Raw genomic sequence first — 15,843 nt, forward strand, 5'->3', positions numbered from 1 at the left:
GATTTGCTTAATCAGGCAAGTTCTTGGGCAAAAGAAATTGTTGTTGACGGTGCGGTTTTTTATTGGGTTTCTCGAAGTGCAATAATTGAACAATTACCATTGTTTTATAGCAAAAAAGATACTGTTTATCGTCACTTTATTGATTTGAAACAAAAGGGATTGATTGAATATTGCAAAATTGATGGTCAAGATTTAATCCGTTTAACTGAAAAGGGTAAGGATTGGAACAGCTTTAACTCGGAAATAGATCCGAAAAACTCGGAAATAGATCCGAAAAACTCGGAAATAGATCCGAAAAACTCGGATTCAAATCCGACAGATAAATATATAAATAATAATATAAATAAAAATATAAATAAAAACTCCCCCTTACCCCCAAATGGGGAATCTGCTAACGCAGAGGACGACGGGCCGCCGTTGGCAGAGAAATCATCTTTGCCTAAAAATAAAAAACTGAGCGTGGATTACGCTGGGATTGTGGTTGAATTTAATGATTGTGTGGAAGATACCCCAATCTCACAAGTCCGAGTGTTGAACGACAAACGACGGCGACAGATACTCAGCCTTGCCAAACTGCTCAATCAGCAATTCGGCACCTGTGACGTGGAGACGTTTAGAAATTATTTTAATGATTTCTTGCGACAGGTCAGTGCCAGAAAAGACCGGTTTTATTTCGGTGGTGGCAAAACTGGTTGGGTCGCCAATTTCGATTATGTGATGCGTGCGGAGACGTTCACCAAGACACTTGAGGATTCGCTATGACAAACCCTAAAAATATTCAATCCGTGACCTTTGAGGTGGAATTTAGCGTGGTTGGCTCGTTATTGCTTGGTGGCTTAACCGCAGCCGCTCGTGATGTATTGACATGGCTTATGCCTGAGATGTTTGCTACGGCCAATTTACGGTTTATGTACGAGGCGATTCAGCGTCAAGCCTTGCAAGACAACGTGATTGATATTGTGTTGCTGAATTCGGATTATGGTCAGGACTTGGCCATGTTGGCGGATATTACACGCAAGACACCGAGTGCCGCCAATTTGGACGGTTATGCGGAGAAAGTACGGTTATTTCACCAACGCCGCAAAGCTCAGGAAATTATCTTGAAAGTGGCGGATGAATTAAACCGTTCTCGTGACGATAAACTGGACGAGATTACCACACAAGGGTTGGCAGAGTTAAGCAAGTTGCTTGTCCGTGACGGCAAGGTGTTGCCAGTGGCCATGTCGAGCTTGTTAAACGGTTATGTAGATTTGATGGAAAAACGCAGTCAGCCGAGCTACAAAGAGCAGTTGTTGTTTACTGGGGTGACTTGTTTAGACGATAAACTTTGTGGCATTGGAGACACGGATATTTGCATTGTGGCCGGTCGTGCGGGGAATGGTAAAACCGAAACGGCGATTACGTTCACGAAAAATATTATTACCCAAGGCGGAGCAGTGTTGTTTTTCTCGTTGGAAATGAGCCGTGAGCAGATTATGGACAGAATGATTGCTAGTGTGAGCGGTGTGAGTTCGGTGCGATTGCGTAACCCAACATGGATGACGAACACGGATTATTCTGCGGTTGGCCAAGCGATTACGATTTTGCAAGATAAGCCGTTTTTCATTGTGGATAAAAGCGGTTTAACCGTGGACGATATTTTGGCTATTGCAGAACGGCATATTCAGGAACACGGCAAGCCGAAAGCCATTATGATTGATTATGTGGGCTTGATTCGTCACGGCAAATTAGACGGCAGAATTAACCGCACTTATCAAATCGGGGAAACCATGGAGCGGTTAAAAACGTTCTGCAAAGACCAACATTGCCCGATTGTGTTGTTGGCCCAGTTAAACCGTAATGCTGACGGCAGTCGCCCAAGCAATGGCGATTTACGTGATAGTGGTAGTCTGGAGCAAGATGCAAGCCAAATTATTATGGTGCATAACAAACGCAACAAAGAGGACGGCGAGCCGAATCAATATACCGAATGGATTGTGACCAAAAACCGCTTTGGCACGGTGGGAACGGTGTATGTGGAATTTAAGCAAGGGCAGTTTATCGAATGCGACCAGCGAATGGCCCAAGAGGCGTTAAATGAACAGCCAAGCGGCAAGAAGAATTTTACTAAAGATTATTCGGGGAGAGGGAATTAATGGCAGAACAAGATTTGATTATTTCAAAACAACGAGTGAAAGATTTTGGTGAAGTGTTTACGCCAACGAAAATTGTGAAAGCAATGTTGGATATGGTTTACGACAATTGTCTTAATCATCGTACTACGTTTTATGAGCCATCTTGTGGAATTGGGAATTTTTTAGTGGAGATTTTAAATCGTAAGCTGTGGTTTATTATTGAAGACAGGGAAACAGATCCTGAATTAACAGCTATGTTTTATGAAAGCCTAGGATCGCTTTATGGTGTGGATATTCAAGAAGACAATGTTTTAGAGTGCCGTTCACGTTTGAAAGAATTATTTGTTGAATTGGCAAAAGTCGCCAAGGTGAATCTGAATTATGAGTTGGTTGATATTATTTTATCTAGCAATATCCGTTGTGCGAATGCGTTAAATGATACTGTGGCATTTGCTAGAGTATTAGTCGATGATGAATATGAAAATATGACTTTAGGTTATTACCTATGGGATTTAAAAGCCTGTACAAGTCAGTTTTTCATGACTGTTGGGTATCAGTTTCGGGTTTAAGGGTAGCGAATGGCGAATCAACAATATTTCCTACGCTCCGAGCAAGTGCGGTAAAATTTAATTGAGTTTATCCGCACGTTGCCCATTGATGATAAAAAGCCGTCAGTGGTGCAGATTAAGCCGATTACTCGTAACCTTGAACAGAATGCTAAGTTCCATGCAATGTGCCAAGACGTGGCGAATCAGTGCGAATTTCACGGTAGAAAGCTCAGTATGGAGCAATGGAAAGTGTTGTTTATTTCTGCTCACGCACAAGCCACTAAACAGGGCTTTGAGATTGTGGCAGGGTTAGAGGGGGAATTTGTCAATATTCGGGAAAGTTCAGCACAAATGAGCGTTAGCCGTATGGCGAGTTTGATTGAATATGTAACCAGTTGGGGCGTTGAAAATAGGGTACGGTTTAATGATTGGAAGTGGGTTCCTGAACGGTGGAAATAATGATTGATATGTTAGAGATGTTGGTGTTTTTAACTTGCCTTTCCTTAGCGGTGGCGGTGTTGTGGCTATAAAAAACCGCACCGAAGTGCGGTTGATTTAGGGTTAGTTTTGGGGCAAGGCGTAGTTTTTAACTGGTCTTGGGGTTTGATTTGATAGGCGTACCGCATTGGCAATGCCTTTTACTTTGAACTCTCTTAGGGTTTTGAGAGCGTTGTATTTAAAAGGTTCGTCAATCGGGTCGACTTCTAAATCTTCTAGCATTGGTTCAAGAATACGTTTCATTAGCCCTAAATTGTTGGCGTATTCGTGAGCGTGTGTATAAGCCGTGACGGCGAAAGTAGAGCCGATAGCTCGCAATGGTTCTTCTAAGTCTGAGAGTAGATTTAGGGTGTTATACAAGGCGAACCAGTGAGCGGCAAATTGCAACCATTCGCTTTCGGTTAATGCTCGATAAAGCAATGGTTCGGGTTTGGGTGTTGGCAGTGTAGGTTGTTTGGGTTGAGATTCCATTTGATTTAAGAATACTTGTAGCACAGTTAAATGAAATTTGGAACTTACCCAAGCAGCATAGGCGATAACGAGTTCTTTACAGACCCAGTAGCCACGAATTGTTAAATCTGTTCCACCACGAATAATTTTACTAGCCACCAAATTTGGTGTTTGGCTATTTATCTCGGTAATAAGATCTTTTGTCTGTTCATTACGCATAAAGCGGAATGGTGAATGTTTATCTTCAGCACCACTTGCACGATGAAGATCGTTTAGAGAATAAAGATTATCAATAGTACGAATTGAAGTGTTGAGAATGGTTAAATGTGACATAAGAAATCCTTGTAATTTTTTGAGTAATAAACCCTACGAAATAGGGTGATCGAGTGGCTCAAAAGCCTACAAGAAGCTGGACGTATTCCCCTTTCGGGTATTGTATTAGTCGCCCACTCGATCATAGATTAAATTGTTTTACCATTTTTTAGATATAAAAAAACCGCAAAGGATTTCGGTTGCGGATTACCGCTTGTAAGGTTTTGAGACCTGTTAAAAAGAGTAAACGAAAAAATTATGGGTGTCAATAGGGGAGATGAAAAATGAAAAAAGTAATTGTTGAAATTAAGATGACGATTGATGGACAAACTTTCTCACGAGAATTTAGTGATGAATTTTCTGTGGATGAGTTGCTTTCAATGGAGCGACCGCAACGTCGGTTTGATTATTGGTGCAGAGATATTGCTGTTTATTTTAATCAGCGAGAATTTAAGAAAAAAGCCCGATCTTTAGACATAGATCAGACTTTTACTGACGAACTGAAACAGCGTTTATAGGGTGAGCAATGACAATAAATCTAAGAAAAGAGGCCAAAGGCCGTGAGTGCCAAGTACGATTATTCGGTGTGTGTAATGGCAATCCTGAAACCGTGGTATTGGCTCATTATCGTATGGCGGGCTTAAATGGTATGGGGCAAAAGCCGAATGATATTTTCGGGGCGTGGTGTTGCAGTAGCTGCCACGACGAATGCGACCGTCGAACAAGAAAACTGGAAACGGATTTTGTACGATTAGCTCATGCTGAGGGTGTATTTCGTACACAAGCGATTTTGCAGCGAGAGGGGAAACTATGAGCGAATGGGTCGAAATCACCTTGCCTTATCCGCCTAGTGTGAATACCTATTGGCGACATACGAGAGATGGACGGCATTATATTTCAGAGAAAGGGAAAGCCTTTCAGGCAAGCTGTAAACAAGCCTGTGAGCCGTTTAAGTTGATAAAAGGCAATGTGTCTATTGATATTTTGATGTTTCCGCCTGATAAGCGAAAGCGTGATGTGGATAATATTTTGAAAGCGTTGTTAGATGGGTTGACTCATTCAGGGATTATTGAAGATGATAGCCTGATTGTTGATTTACGAGTGCGAAAGCAGTTAGTGGTACGTGATGGTGGGATGATTAGAATGCGGATTGAGGCGGTAGTATGAGTTTTAAAGACGTTTGTATTCAATGGGGTTATTGGGCCACGCCACGATTAGGTACAGAATATCCGAATTTGTCGGTGAGTATTCCTGTTCCGCCAGTGATGAAATCAAGGAGAGTGGTACCGATTAAGGACGAGTTGGCAATGGAGATTGACCGTTGTGTTTGCGTGATGAAAAAGGTGACACCTGAGTTGTATGATTTGTTTATGGCGACTTATGCGTATCGGTTGCCAGTGTATGATTTGCGGAATAAGTATAAGGTGGTGACGCAAAGGGGGATTTTAACGAGATTTGGATTGAGTGATAGAACATATCGTTACCACATTCGAACGGCTGAAACGAGTTTAAAATTGATGTTGCATTGTCATCAATGTGTGATGTTGGCATAAATAGATTAAAAAATTCCTTGCACTTTATTGTAGGAATTCCTATAATAATCACATCTAGCAAGGGTGCTAGATACAGTAAACCCCACGCTGTGTAGAGTGGGGCTTACAAAGGAATTAAGAGATGTACACTAAAATCTTTCTCTTAATTGTCTTGTTGATGTTGGTAATGCCAGCATATTAGAGACAATCCAAAGGGGCGATGTAGGAGTTGCCCCTGCGGTTTCCAATATTAACTAAGTGCGGCAGAAAAAGCAAGGGATTTTTATTATGGCAATGACATTAGCAGAAATTCAAAAACGTTCAGAAGAAAAACGTGGCATTAAGAATAAGTCGTTTAAGTTGAATATAGAAACGATTTCGTTGATTGAAATGTTATCAGTAAAGACAGGTTTACCACAAAATCAATTGATTACAAAATTAGTGAAAGAATTTGCAGAAAAAATGTAAAAAAGTGTTGTAATCGGTGCAGGGAAGTTGTATGATTCTAGCTATAGTGCGGTTTTTGCATTTTAAACGCACGAAAGAATTTACAGCCCTGAGCAGAGATGCTTGGGGCTTTTTGTTTTGGGTAAATTTATGGCAACTAAAAAGAAACGAGATTACAAAAAAGAATATCGGGAATACCACGGTAAACCAGAGCAGGTTGCCAACCGTGCGAAACGTAATCAAGCACGTCGAGAGATGGAAAAGGAAGTAGGTAAGTCAGCATTGAAAGGAAAAGAAGTTGACCATAAGCGTCCCTTATCCAAAGGGGGCAGTAATGCAAGGGGTAATTTGCAAGTGTTATCCCGTACCGCCAATCGAAAGAAAGGCAATAAATAGCAAGGCGTGGCAGGGAGCAGGTAGTTAAGATGATTTTACAGTGAAGAGCCTTGCTACCTTGCTATGCTAACCAACAAAAACCAACTGTGTAACGACCGCAGTTTGTTTTAGGCGACTGAAAGGTCGCCTTTTTTAATTCAGAGAGAAAAGTGTGTAATGTTAAATTGTTATTTTATCTATAAATTCTACGATGAAAATCAGACCCTAGCCATTCTAGCGGAAACGGTGCGAGAAGCGAAATCCAAAGCAAGGGCGATTAGTTCGGAATTAGTCTATGTGGGCTATGATGAAGTGGAAGAAGATCTATTTGCTGAACAAAAGATTGCATGGATTTGTGATAAGCCTGTAGAAGAGTTGCCGTTTCCATTTAAGCAAGGCAAGCAGTTAGCATTGTTATTTGCTTATGGGACGAATTGTCAATGTTGTTTAGGGTATCGGATTATGGCAGGGTTGCTGTTAGGCGGTATCGTTGGGTATTTGTTGGGGTAGGTTATGGCGAAGTCTTATGATTGGTTAGCAATTAAAGTTCAATTCATCAATTCTAATTTACCAATGCAAGACTTTGCGGAACAAAATGGCATACCTTACGGAACCTTACGCAAAAAGGCTGGAGCAGGAAAATGGCTTGATGAACGGATCACGATTGGATCACAAACGGAACAAAAAAGCATTGAGTTTTCTGTTAATAATCGTGCTACAAAACTTGCTCAGGTTGACGATGATTGTGTCAAAACGGCAGAATTGATTAACAAAAAAGTTATTGAGTTACTGCCGTCAATAGATAGCCCTATGGCATTGAAAGCCTTATCGGGAACATTGAAAGATACACAAATAATTAGTCGCTTAGCCCTAGGAGCCAGCACAGAAAACCAAGCCACTGGCACTACAACGGATTTTGCTCAATGGTTGGAGAATATTGATAATGGCGAACTCGGAACAAGTCGATCGTCTGCGTGATGAATTTCGACGTAACTTTCAGGCCTTTGCGTATTACTGTTTGAAGATTCGAACTAAAAACAAAGGTGTGATTCCCTTTGCGTTAAATTCGGTGCAGTTGGATTTATTGGATAAGTTCTACGACCAAATGCAGATGCAACATCGGGCAAGATTTATTGTGTTGAAAGCTCGACAAATGGGGTTATCGACCTTTATTGGGGCGTTGTATTATTGGTGGGCGATTTACCACAGGGGGACGAAAGCCCTTGTGTTGACGCATTTAGACAGTGCGACTAAAGAGCTGTTTGAGATGATTAAGCGTTACCACGACAACGCCCCTGATGAATTTAAGCCAAAGGCTCACCGCAATAGCACTAATGAATTAGCCTTTACGGATGTTGATAGTGCGTTTAAAACAGCTACGGCTGGCAGTAAGAATGTGGGACACGGTTCTACTATTCAATGCTTGCATTGGTCTGAAGTTTCTCGTAGTAAAAACCAAGCAGATATGACGGCAGGGGTAATGCAGACTGTACCAAGTGGCGACAACTCCATGATTTTCCTTGAGAGTACAGCGAATGGTATTGGTGAATATTTTCATCAAACGTGGGAACAAGCCTTACGTGGTGAAAACGAATATACCCCTGTGTTTTATCCGTGGACGGCCATGGCAGAATATCGACAAAGTGCGGTGGGAATTGAGTTTAGTTCTGAAGAACGTGATTATCAAGCCTTGTATGGTATTGATGACGAGCAGTTAGCGTGGCGACAAGCCAAAATGCGAGAGTTTAAAGGGTCACCTGAAGAACGTTTGAGTTTGTTTCGTGAGCAATATCCCATTACCCCTGAAGAGGCATTTCAATCTAGTGAGAATGCGTTTGTTAATAGCATTGCAGTACGAGAGGCTCGTAAGGCAGAATTTGAGCCGTTTGGTGCGATTGTATGTGGTGTTGACCCCGCAGCAGGTGGCAAAGACAGCACGGCCATTGTGTTACGTCAAGGACGCAAGGTGTTAAAAGCGTGGCGGTTCAAACAACCCGATTTAATGGCGATTGTAGGACGTTGTGTTGATGTGATCCACGAGTATAAAGTCGATATGATGTTTGTAGATGCCGTGGGATTAGGTTTGGGCGTACATTCTCGCTTGGTTGAACTCGGTTATACTGACCGTGTAATGGATGTTAAGGCAAGCCGTAAAGCGGATGAACCTGATGCGTATTTTAATAAGCGTGCGGAAATGTGGGATAGAATGAATCAGTGGCTTGAAAATGGTGCTGACATTCCTGATAACGATATTTTCGAAAGTGATTTGCTGATGTTGTCAGCAGAATACGACAGCTCACGGCGGCTGAAAATGCAGAGTAAAAAAGAAATGGCTCATTCGCCTGATTTGGCGGATGCCTTGTCATTTACTTTTGCATTAAATTATGTGATGCCGAAGTCGGAGCAATCCGAAGAATACGAGGGATTGCGTAAAGCTCCGACTTATGGGGGCAGTATGATTGGGGCTAAGGTTTAATTGCATTTTTTATTTAAGGATTTCCAATGGCAACAAACAAAGAACAAATTGACCTGCCAGATAACGAAGAAGAATTAGAAGACGTTCATGATTCACTGGCTGAAAAGGTGATGGAATGTTTCCGACAGGCAAAAAGCTACCGTTCTTCTTTGTTGGTTCAAGGTAAGACTGTGGAAGATTGGATAAGACGACTAGAGGATGCGTACCATAAAATCCACGACCCTGAGGAATTAGCAAGTCGTCCGAATATGCGTTCTTACTTTGGCTTGGTTCAGATTAAGACTAATGCAGTAGGCAGTTATATGCGGTCGAAATACGCTAACCCTGCCAATCCACCGTTTAATATTTCACCTACACCGATTGTGGAATTGCCCGAAAACAAACGAGAGCAAGGCTTGGAAAAAGTGAAAGGGCAATTATTAAGCAAGCTGATTGAATCAGGCATACCGTCGGAGGCCATTATGGGTGAAGACGGTTTTTTATTACCTGAGGTAGCAAGGTTTATTGAAGAACAAAGTAAACAAGCGAAAGAATTATTACGTCAGGAAGAATTGCAAATTGCGACTGATGCTACGGCAAAAATGGTGAAACTGATTAAAGACCAGTTGGTGGAAAGCCATTTTGCTCAAACGCTTAGCGAAACCTTGTTTGATATTGCCTTATATCCTGTGATGGTGGTGGGCTATGAAAATGAGGCGGTGGTAGATTACCAGTGGAACAAAAACAAATTTGAGAAAGTAACAGTGATTCGTCCGACATTTCGGCGAATTAATCCAGTTAACGCATTCTTCGCACCTGACAGCACCAATGCTCAGGACGGTTCTTTTTTTATTGAGCTAACTAAACGCACCAAGGCTCAGTTGTCATCTTTCATCGGCAAAGAAGAATTAGGTTACGATGATGATGTGTTGAAAGAGGTGATTGATAATGGCGATACGCATTGGCTAGGCTTAGATGCGGATGACAAAGGTGTGTTGGATTATCTGTTAGTCGATGATGAAATCCATACATTACGCTGTCAGATGATGATTCAAGGCGAAGAACTGATGGATTATGGGGTGAAACTCAAAGACAGTGAATGTCGTGACTTTTTTAATGTAGATATTGAAGTATGCGATAACCGTGTTATTCGTTGCCAAATCGTGGCACACCCGAAAGGGGAACGCACTTATTTTAGTGCAAGCTACAAGAGAATTGCCGGCGAACCTTATGGCGTATCGGTAGGCATGATGATTTACGACCGTCAACAATCCATTAATCGTACGCAATATTCCATGTTGCTGAATGCTTTGTATTCGGCAGGTCCTATGTTGGAGATTGATGCGGATAAGTTCAATGACCCAAGCAAAATCACTTTTGAACCTTACACGAGAATTTTCTCCAATCCAACTCGGGAAAATAATGGACGAGGGATTACTCAACATAGTATTCAACTGACCTTTCCGCAATTATTCACTTTCATGACTAACGAAATTCGCCTTGCGGATGATGAATGCGGTTTACCGTCATTCTTAAATGGCAATGCTGGATTACAAGGAGCTGGGCAAACCTTAGGCGGTTTAGCCATGATGACGGACAACGCAGTGTTAGGGCTAGAGGATTGTGCCTTTAATATTGATGAATATTTTATCCGACCCGCCATTACTTTGATGTACGCTCATAATTTATTGGGTGATGACGACAGCGTAAAAGCGGATGCGGAAATTATACCAACTGGGCTTTTAGGGCTGAAAACCGAGTTGAATAAAGCGAAAGAGCTTGCAGGTCTTGTGCCACAAGCAAGTGAACTCGCACAACAAGGGCTTGTACCACAACAGATGATAAAAGATATGGTACGAGATTATTTTGAATCAGCAGGCATTGATACTGACCGCTATATGCCAAGTAATGGTGTGCAGTCTGACCTGAACAACGCTCAAATGGCAAGCCAAACGAGCGGATTAGATGGACGGAGTTTAAGGATGATGTAAATGAAAATTGATTTAGATGAAGTCAAACAGGGCGACCAAGTTTGGCACGACCGCTACGGCTACGGCATTGTACAACGTGTTCAAACTCATACCTGTGACGTGAAATTTAACGAATCCACTAAAGTACTGACGTTTACAGACGGCGGTTACGCAAGTGGATTTAAAGTATTGTGGTGGCAACAACCGATTGCCTTTACACCACGCAAAGGGCAGGACTACACCAAGTTCCATGACTTAGTGGCCGTGCTGTTTGATAATCTGTATGGGGGTAAATCATGAGTTGCGATAAAAATATCTTAACGGTGATTGCTCCTGATATTGTGGATATCCAAGGCTTTTCGGTACAAAGCGCTGTGCGTGTTACGGCTTACGGCTTAACTAACGAAGATACCATTACTTTCCAAAGAGTGCATTATTGCAGTTCGCAACCACGCTTTGAACGTAATGGCTGTGCGTTGATTAGCCCTAGCAAAAGCGAATTATCATCAGCGATTGAATATCAAATTGGCACATGCGAACCGAGTCTTACCCCAGAACGCAACACCATTATTATTCCAGACTCTGGCAATTACATTCCTGTGGTGAATGGAAACCCAACGGATTTAGTCGTGGAAATAGAACCCGTTTCTGACCGCACTTTTACTGAGGCAGAAGTCGGCGTCGATCCTTGTGGATTCTGTTTAGACAAAACGTGGGAAACCACAGGGGCAGAACGTTGCAATCAGCATTTTGTGGAACAGGAAGAAATCAGTAATTGCGGTAATGTACGCTGGGCACGAACAAAAAAACGTTGCGGTTATTACGCTAGCGTGCCGATTGTGTTTGATGTGGACGATAGCTGTTGTGGCGATAAGCAAATCGGTTATCTATTCCACCCTGATGAAACCCGAGACCCTGACGCAACGGTAGCGATTAGCGATTGTAACGGCATTGTCGGTTATGCGTACCCACAAGCAGGCGATGGGCATACTGTCCCGATTGCAGAATGTGAAAATGGCATTATCGGCTATGCGGTAAACAATTCGGCAACCGCCCCACAAATTACGGAGTGCTAATTATGGCAATTAAACCTTTATATGCAGAAAAGTTAAGCGAACTTAGCTGCAAAGCAACCGCAGATTGTTCAGCGACTGAATCAGAATTGGCGCAAGCTCAGGCAGATTTAGTCGCAAAAGATGAAACGATTGCGGAGAAACAAACTGAGCTAGACAAGGCTCAAGTCGATATGGCAAAAGCGAATGATGTTATTTTGGCTAATGCGGAAGAAATCGACCAATTAAAGTCAGACTTAAAAAATATGACGCAGAAAGCTGAACAAAAACAAGCTGACTTAGATATCGCCAATGAACGCATCGCAGAGCTTGAAAAACAACTAACAGCACAGCCGACAGAATGTGATGTATTGGCGAAATATCTTGACCCAGTAGTACGTTTAAATGGTGAAACAATCTATTATGGTTTGAAAGATAACCCTGATTGTGAAAGTTTAAATGTTGAAAAAGGGGAAAGTTTAGGCGGTGAAACGATTACAAATGTAACAGGAGAAAATTAAATTATGGCAACAGTAAAAGTTGTAACAGAATTAGACTTAGGTAAAGCCTTAGATATTTTAAATGACAAAGTCGATGTGCAAGTTTCCGCACAAGAAGGCAATATCATTGAATTGAAAGATGATGGTTTATTTGCCGTGAGCACAGGCGCAGAATCTCAAGCAATGACATTTGACGCCATTCAAAAAATCGGTTTAGAAAATATTGCAAGTTTAGCTTTTGCTAAGTCGGGCGATAAAAATTTCTGTGTAGGCTACACCGAAGGTGAGGTAAAAGCGGAAGCTAGCATTAAGTCTCAAAAAGAAAACGGTATGGTGAAAACGATTGTCGTTGAACACACTTTTACGAATACATACCAACAGGATGTTACGTTAGATTATCAATTTATTACGGATAAGCAGACGGATACACATAAATATACCATTAAAGAGATTTCTAGCACATTATTCACAATTGAAAATGGCAGTGCTGCGATTACCGTTCCAGCAAATAGCACGTTTACTGTAACCGTTACCTACACGCTAGATAATACAGGTGAGAATGATGCGAAACCATTTAGCTTGAATGGAATTAAGTCAGCAAGTTGGAATACCCCATACGGCACAAAATTATTAACACCTAAAAATGTGATTGGATATGGTACTACTGTCCTTATGTCAGCGCCGATTGCGTCAGCTTGGTAATTTACAACACAACGGCGGTCAAAACTGACCGCTATTTTATAGGAGAAAATTATGGCATTTGTAACTTGTAGTCAGTTTAAAAACGCTCAAGAAGAACAAGCCAATGCAGCAATGAAAGCTGAAAAGGCATTGCTGGATTGTGCGGAAAATGCAGTGGGTGTAACCACATCATCTGATTGCTCTGATAATGGCAAAGGCGGCGTGATTACGATTGCAAAAATCAAGCAAGCGATTGCTGATGATGTGGCGGTGGCAGTAAAACCGAATAGCGGTTTAACTGGCAATGGCACAAAAGCAAGTCCGCTAGAAATCAAGACTGGTAACGGCTTGACGATAGATACTAACGGCTATGTAGCATTAGACAGCAATGCGACAACTAAAGCAGTAGCTAACAAAAACTTTTTAGACGCATTGAAAGCTAACGGTTTATTAGGCGATGGTTTAGATGTGGTTAATGGCAAGTTAATCGTGAAAACTGACGAAATTATGGACGCAAGCGGAACAGTTCATCAGTTCTTTGCGGTGAAAAAATAAGTGTTGTTATTTTAATTTAAGGAAAACACAATGCTAAACAAACAAACAAACAAACAAACAAACAAACAAACAAACAAACAAACAAACAAACAAACAAACAAACAAACAAACAAACTAGCTTAATCGCTAGTAAGGCGGTGCTATGAGCGTTAAAACAGTAGCACCTAATAATATGGGAGATCGCCTTGATTGGAGCGATAGCGGTAAGCAATACAACGTTAATGTTGCTGACCTTATTGCTCGAATTGAAGCGTTAGAAAATGCACCAATTAACGAACCAATCAATTTAATGGAATTAAGCTATCTTGAGCCTAATGAGGAGCAAGTGCCTAACTTAAATAACATTAAAGGTTTAGGTTGGAAGCCATTTTACGGAAACATTTGGGTAAATAGTTCAACCAATAAAACAGGGGATACTCAAAATCAAAATGGTTCGGGAGTAACAATTACTTACCCAGCTTGGGTTGTGGGTTCTCCAGTTCAAGAACCTTTTAAAGTAAACTCTGGCGATACAGTAAAATGTGCTACAACAGTTACTGATTACCCTGATGAACAGAATTATGACTTTACAGGTTATCAATTAGCAACCTATGTTGAAGTTGTACAAATGTTTTTCCACCAGTCAAAAGCATACATTCGCACGAATGACCACGGAATGAAAGCTGACGGTTCATTAGTCAATGTAAATGCCTGGGGTGATTGGTATCGGGTTTAATTGATTAGGTGCGATCTCTCAATGAATATATTTAACACTCTTAGGAGAATAATTATGACAATTAAGACAGTCGCACCTAGTAATATGGGCAAGGGTATTGAATGGAATAAAGATGAAAAGAAATATGAAGTTTCTATTTCGGAGAATTCTGGACTACAGCTTAACGATAATGGTGAGCTAGAACTACGAGTATCAGCTTTAGAAAGCAACCAACTTCGCCTGTTAAATGGGGAGTTGTACCAAGGTACAAAAAGCAGTAATCACTTATTAAATTTATATGTGGACGCTGTTAATGGAGTCGATATTACCCCAACAGAAGACAATGGTGCAGGAACACGAGCAAAACCGCTTAAAACATTCGCTTTTGCATTAAAACAACACGAATACGGTGCTTCGCAAAATATTTGGTTACACGAAAATCAAACTCACATAATGTCTGCGAAATCATCGGTTAGTGTTTCTGCAGGTTCAATCCTTGTTCAGCCGTATGGTAGTATTGTAGATAGTTTATTAGCAACAAGTACTAACCGAACTCAAGTACACATTAAACTTCAAACTCAAGGATTAGGTCCCGTAGTGCAGTTCAATGATGTTTTACTTGCTAGGGATAGTGTAAACGCTAAGAATGTTCGTTATTACACTCCTTGTATTTATTTATACTGTTCGCTAACATTTGACGGTATATCGATGGAACAAAATCTTGATTTTACCATCAGTGATCCTTATGGAGATACCACTATCGTTAGTAAAGGTTCTATGTCTCGCATTGCTTGTTATCAAAGGGCTATGTTCTACTTTTCTCGTGGACGTATTACTTGCGTCGGCAGTGTAAAAACTACGTTAGATAGCAACATATTAAAAGAGGGTTTTGATTTACATAATGGTATGTCAGGCTTTGGTTTTGTTTATATCGATAATGCTTCCACTATTATGTATAACCAAACCCCAAGTGTTAATGAAATCGGTTGCTATTACCTTGCCGACAAAGGTTCAGGCACTGCGTATAATTCAACGAGTTTAGTTGGTGTATTGGATTCCGACGCTACGCTATGCGAATGGTTAAGTAAACGCATTTATGAGTTTCAAGTGGAAAACCAAAACGGTGTTAAACAAGCCCTTGCCCCAATTACAAATATTCCGAGTAAATATTTAAATGTTTGGTCTTAATTATGATACAAATCATATAGGGAATTTATGGTACCAATCCAAACCCACACAACCATCATTCGCCAACAAACGCAACCCAATCAACCGCACTTTAACCTAAACGAACTGTTCCCCACATCAACCAACGTGGAAGTGAAACGCTATCCGCTACGGGTGATTGCATGGGGATTAACAGGAGCGGAAACGGTGACGGTGCATATTGCAAGAGTACAATCTTTAGGGAATCGTCACTGGACGTTATCCGATGATTGTTGCCCTTGCGTGATTGAACCAAGTGCGTTGGCGAATGTAGAAAATATGCCGTATAAAAAGTGTAAGCAAGCGGTGGTGTTAACTGCTGATGAACCAGCCATTCATATTGATGACGCAGGCACTTACTACTTTGAATATCACGGCACAAACTCGGTGATTATAGATCATTACGACGATCCAATCATTCCGAAAAACCGACTCTGCGACTGCGACCTTTAAA

General features: G+C 41.3%; 23 protein-coding genes. 22 read left to right on the forward strand and 1 reads right to left on the reverse strand.

All coding sequences use genetic code 11. The features are described from left to right. Positions 1-3: 3 nt before the first annotated feature. From ACTG7Q_RS07340 to ACTG7Q_RS07355, 4 genes are read left to right on the forward strand one after another with little or no spacing between them, the layout of a single operon-like run. Complete coding sequence (locus tag ACTG7Q_RS07340; protein WP_439242407.1) at positions 4-762, forward strand: hypothetical protein; 759 nt, start codon at positions 4-6, stop codon at positions 760-762. Further along, entirely contained in the window at positions 759-2,135 is a 1,377-nt protein-coding gene (locus tag ACTG7Q_RS07345; RefSeq protein WP_439242409.1) for a replicative DNA helicase, read from the forward strand. Before ACTG7Q_RS07340 ends, ACTG7Q_RS07345 begins: the two co-directional genes overlap by 4 nt. After that, positions 2,135-2,683 carry an N-6 DNA methylase gene (locus tag ACTG7Q_RS07350; RefSeq protein ID WP_439242411.1) on the forward strand — a complete coding sequence of 183 codons (549 nt, stop codon included), beginning with the start codon at positions 2,135-2,137 and terminating at the stop codon, positions 2,681-2,683. The genes ACTG7Q_RS07345 and ACTG7Q_RS07350 overlap by 1 nt, the downstream gene beginning before the upstream one ends. Before the next feature lie 60 nt (positions 2,684-2,743). After that, positions 2,744-3,121, forward strand: coding sequence for a recombination protein NinB (locus tag ACTG7Q_RS07355; RefSeq protein WP_439242613.1), 378 nt, complete (start codon positions 2,744-2,746; stop codon positions 3,119-3,121). A 102-nt stretch (positions 3,122-3,223) separates the two neighbouring features. Here ACTG7Q_RS07355 and ACTG7Q_RS07360 read toward each other — a convergent pair whose 3' ends face one another. Next, on the reverse strand, positions 3,224-3,943 hold the full coding sequence (locus ACTG7Q_RS07360; protein ID WP_439242413.1) for a P22AR C-terminal domain-containing protein: 720 nt from the start codon (positions 3,941-3,943) through the stop codon (positions 3,224-3,226). Positions 3,944-4,206: 263 nt separating this feature from the next. On the opposite strand from ACTG7Q_RS07360, the gene ACTG7Q_RS07365 reads away from it, so the two are divergent. From ACTG7Q_RS07365 to ACTG7Q_RS07450, 18 genes are all read left to right on the forward strand, one after another. Beyond that, positions 4,207-4,440, forward strand: coding sequence for a hypothetical protein (locus ACTG7Q_RS07365; RefSeq protein ID WP_439242415.1), 234 nt, complete (start codon positions 4,207-4,209; stop codon positions 4,438-4,440). An 8-nt stretch (positions 4,441-4,448) separates the two neighbouring features. Further along, the gene (locus tag ACTG7Q_RS07370; protein WP_439242417.1) at positions 4,449-4,736 is read left to right on the forward strand and encodes a DUF1364 domain-containing protein; all 288 of its coding nucleotides are present in this window, start codon (positions 4,449-4,451) and stop codon (positions 4,734-4,736) included. Next, positions 4,733-5,089 (forward strand): RusA family crossover junction endodeoxyribonuclease, encoded by a 357-nt coding sequence (locus ACTG7Q_RS07375; protein WP_439242418.1) that lies wholly within the window; start codon positions 4,733-4,735, stop codon positions 5,087-5,089. Before ACTG7Q_RS07370 ends, ACTG7Q_RS07375 begins: the two co-directional genes overlap by 4 nt. Then, the gene (locus tag ACTG7Q_RS07380; protein ID WP_439242420.1) at positions 5,086-5,475 is read left to right on the forward strand and encodes an antiterminator Q family protein; all 390 of its coding nucleotides are present in this window, start codon (positions 5,086-5,088) and stop codon (positions 5,473-5,475) included. The genes ACTG7Q_RS07375 and ACTG7Q_RS07380 overlap by 4 nt, the downstream gene beginning before the upstream one ends. Positions 5,476-5,742: 267 nt before the next feature. Then, the gene (locus ACTG7Q_RS07385) at positions 5,743-5,922 is read left to right on the forward strand and encodes a ribbon-helix-helix protein, CopG family (RefSeq protein WP_439242422.1); all 180 of its coding nucleotides are present in this window, start codon (positions 5,743-5,745) and stop codon (positions 5,920-5,922) included. A 129-nt stretch (positions 5,923-6,051) separates the two neighbouring features. After that, positions 6,052-6,297: an HNH endonuclease signature motif containing protein gene (locus ACTG7Q_RS07390; protein WP_439242424.1), complete on the forward strand. Its 246-nt coding sequence runs from the start codon at positions 6,052-6,054 to the stop codon at positions 6,295-6,297. A gap of 156 nt (positions 6,298-6,453) precedes the next feature. Continuing rightward, positions 6,454-6,786: a hypothetical protein gene (locus ACTG7Q_RS07395; protein ID WP_439242426.1), complete on the forward strand. Its 333-nt coding sequence runs from the start codon at positions 6,454-6,456 to the stop codon at positions 6,784-6,786. Positions 6,787-6,789: 3 nt separating this feature from the next. Continuing rightward, positions 6,790-7,254, forward strand: a complete 465-nt coding sequence (locus ACTG7Q_RS07400) for a hypothetical protein (RefSeq protein ID WP_439242428.1) — start codon at positions 6,790-6,792, stop codon at positions 7,252-7,254. Beyond that, positions 7,220-8,752, forward strand: a complete 1,533-nt coding sequence (locus ACTG7Q_RS07405) for a hypothetical protein (protein ID WP_439242430.1) — start codon at positions 7,220-7,222, stop codon at positions 8,750-8,752. The genes ACTG7Q_RS07400 and ACTG7Q_RS07405 overlap by 35 nt, the downstream gene beginning before the upstream one ends. Before the next feature lie 26 nt (positions 8,753-8,778). Next, entirely contained in the window at positions 8,779-10,722 is a 1,944-nt protein-coding gene (locus ACTG7Q_RS07410) for a hypothetical protein (protein ID WP_439242432.1), read from the forward strand. Further along, on the forward strand, positions 10,723-11,001 hold the full coding sequence (locus tag ACTG7Q_RS07415; protein ID WP_439242434.1) for a hypothetical protein: 279 nt from the start codon (positions 10,723-10,725) through the stop codon (positions 10,999-11,001). Further along, positions 10,998-11,777: a hypothetical protein gene (locus tag ACTG7Q_RS07420; RefSeq protein ID WP_439242436.1), complete on the forward strand. Its 780-nt coding sequence runs from the start codon at positions 10,998-11,000 to the stop codon at positions 11,775-11,777. The genes ACTG7Q_RS07415 and ACTG7Q_RS07420 overlap by 4 nt, the downstream gene beginning before the upstream one ends. 2 nt (positions 11,778-11,779) lie before the next feature. Next, positions 11,780-12,274, forward strand: a complete 495-nt coding sequence (locus ACTG7Q_RS07425; RefSeq protein ID WP_439242438.1) for a coiled-coil domain-containing protein — start codon at positions 11,780-11,782, stop codon at positions 12,272-12,274. Positions 12,275-12,277: 3 nt separating this feature from the next. Further along, entirely contained in the window at positions 12,278-12,955 is a 678-nt protein-coding gene (locus tag ACTG7Q_RS07430; RefSeq protein ID WP_439242440.1) for a hypothetical protein, read from the forward strand. Positions 12,956-13,006: 51 nt separating this feature from the next. Then, on the forward strand, positions 13,007-13,489 hold the full coding sequence (locus ACTG7Q_RS07435; protein ID WP_439242442.1) for a hypothetical protein: 483 nt from the start codon (positions 13,007-13,009) through the stop codon (positions 13,487-13,489). Positions 13,490-13,631: 142 nt separating this feature from the next. Then, complete coding sequence (locus tag ACTG7Q_RS07440; protein ID WP_439242443.1) at positions 13,632-14,204, forward strand: hypothetical protein; 573 nt, start codon at positions 13,632-13,634, stop codon at positions 14,202-14,204. A gap of 54 nt (positions 14,205-14,258) precedes the next feature. Continuing rightward, complete coding sequence (locus ACTG7Q_RS07445; protein ID WP_439242445.1) at positions 14,259-15,371, forward strand: hypothetical protein; 1,113 nt, start codon at positions 14,259-14,261, stop codon at positions 15,369-15,371. A 27-nt stretch (positions 15,372-15,398) separates the two neighbouring features. After that, positions 15,399-15,842 (forward strand): hypothetical protein, encoded by a 444-nt coding sequence (locus ACTG7Q_RS07450; RefSeq protein WP_439242447.1) that lies wholly within the window; start codon positions 15,399-15,401, stop codon positions 15,840-15,842. Position 15,843: the final 1 nt, after the last annotated feature.

The sequence above is a fragment of the Lonepinella sp. BR2474 genome, assembly GCF_051851555.1.
Classification (GTDB): domain Bacteria; phylum Pseudomonadota; class Gammaproteobacteria; order Enterobacterales; family Pasteurellaceae; genus Lonepinella.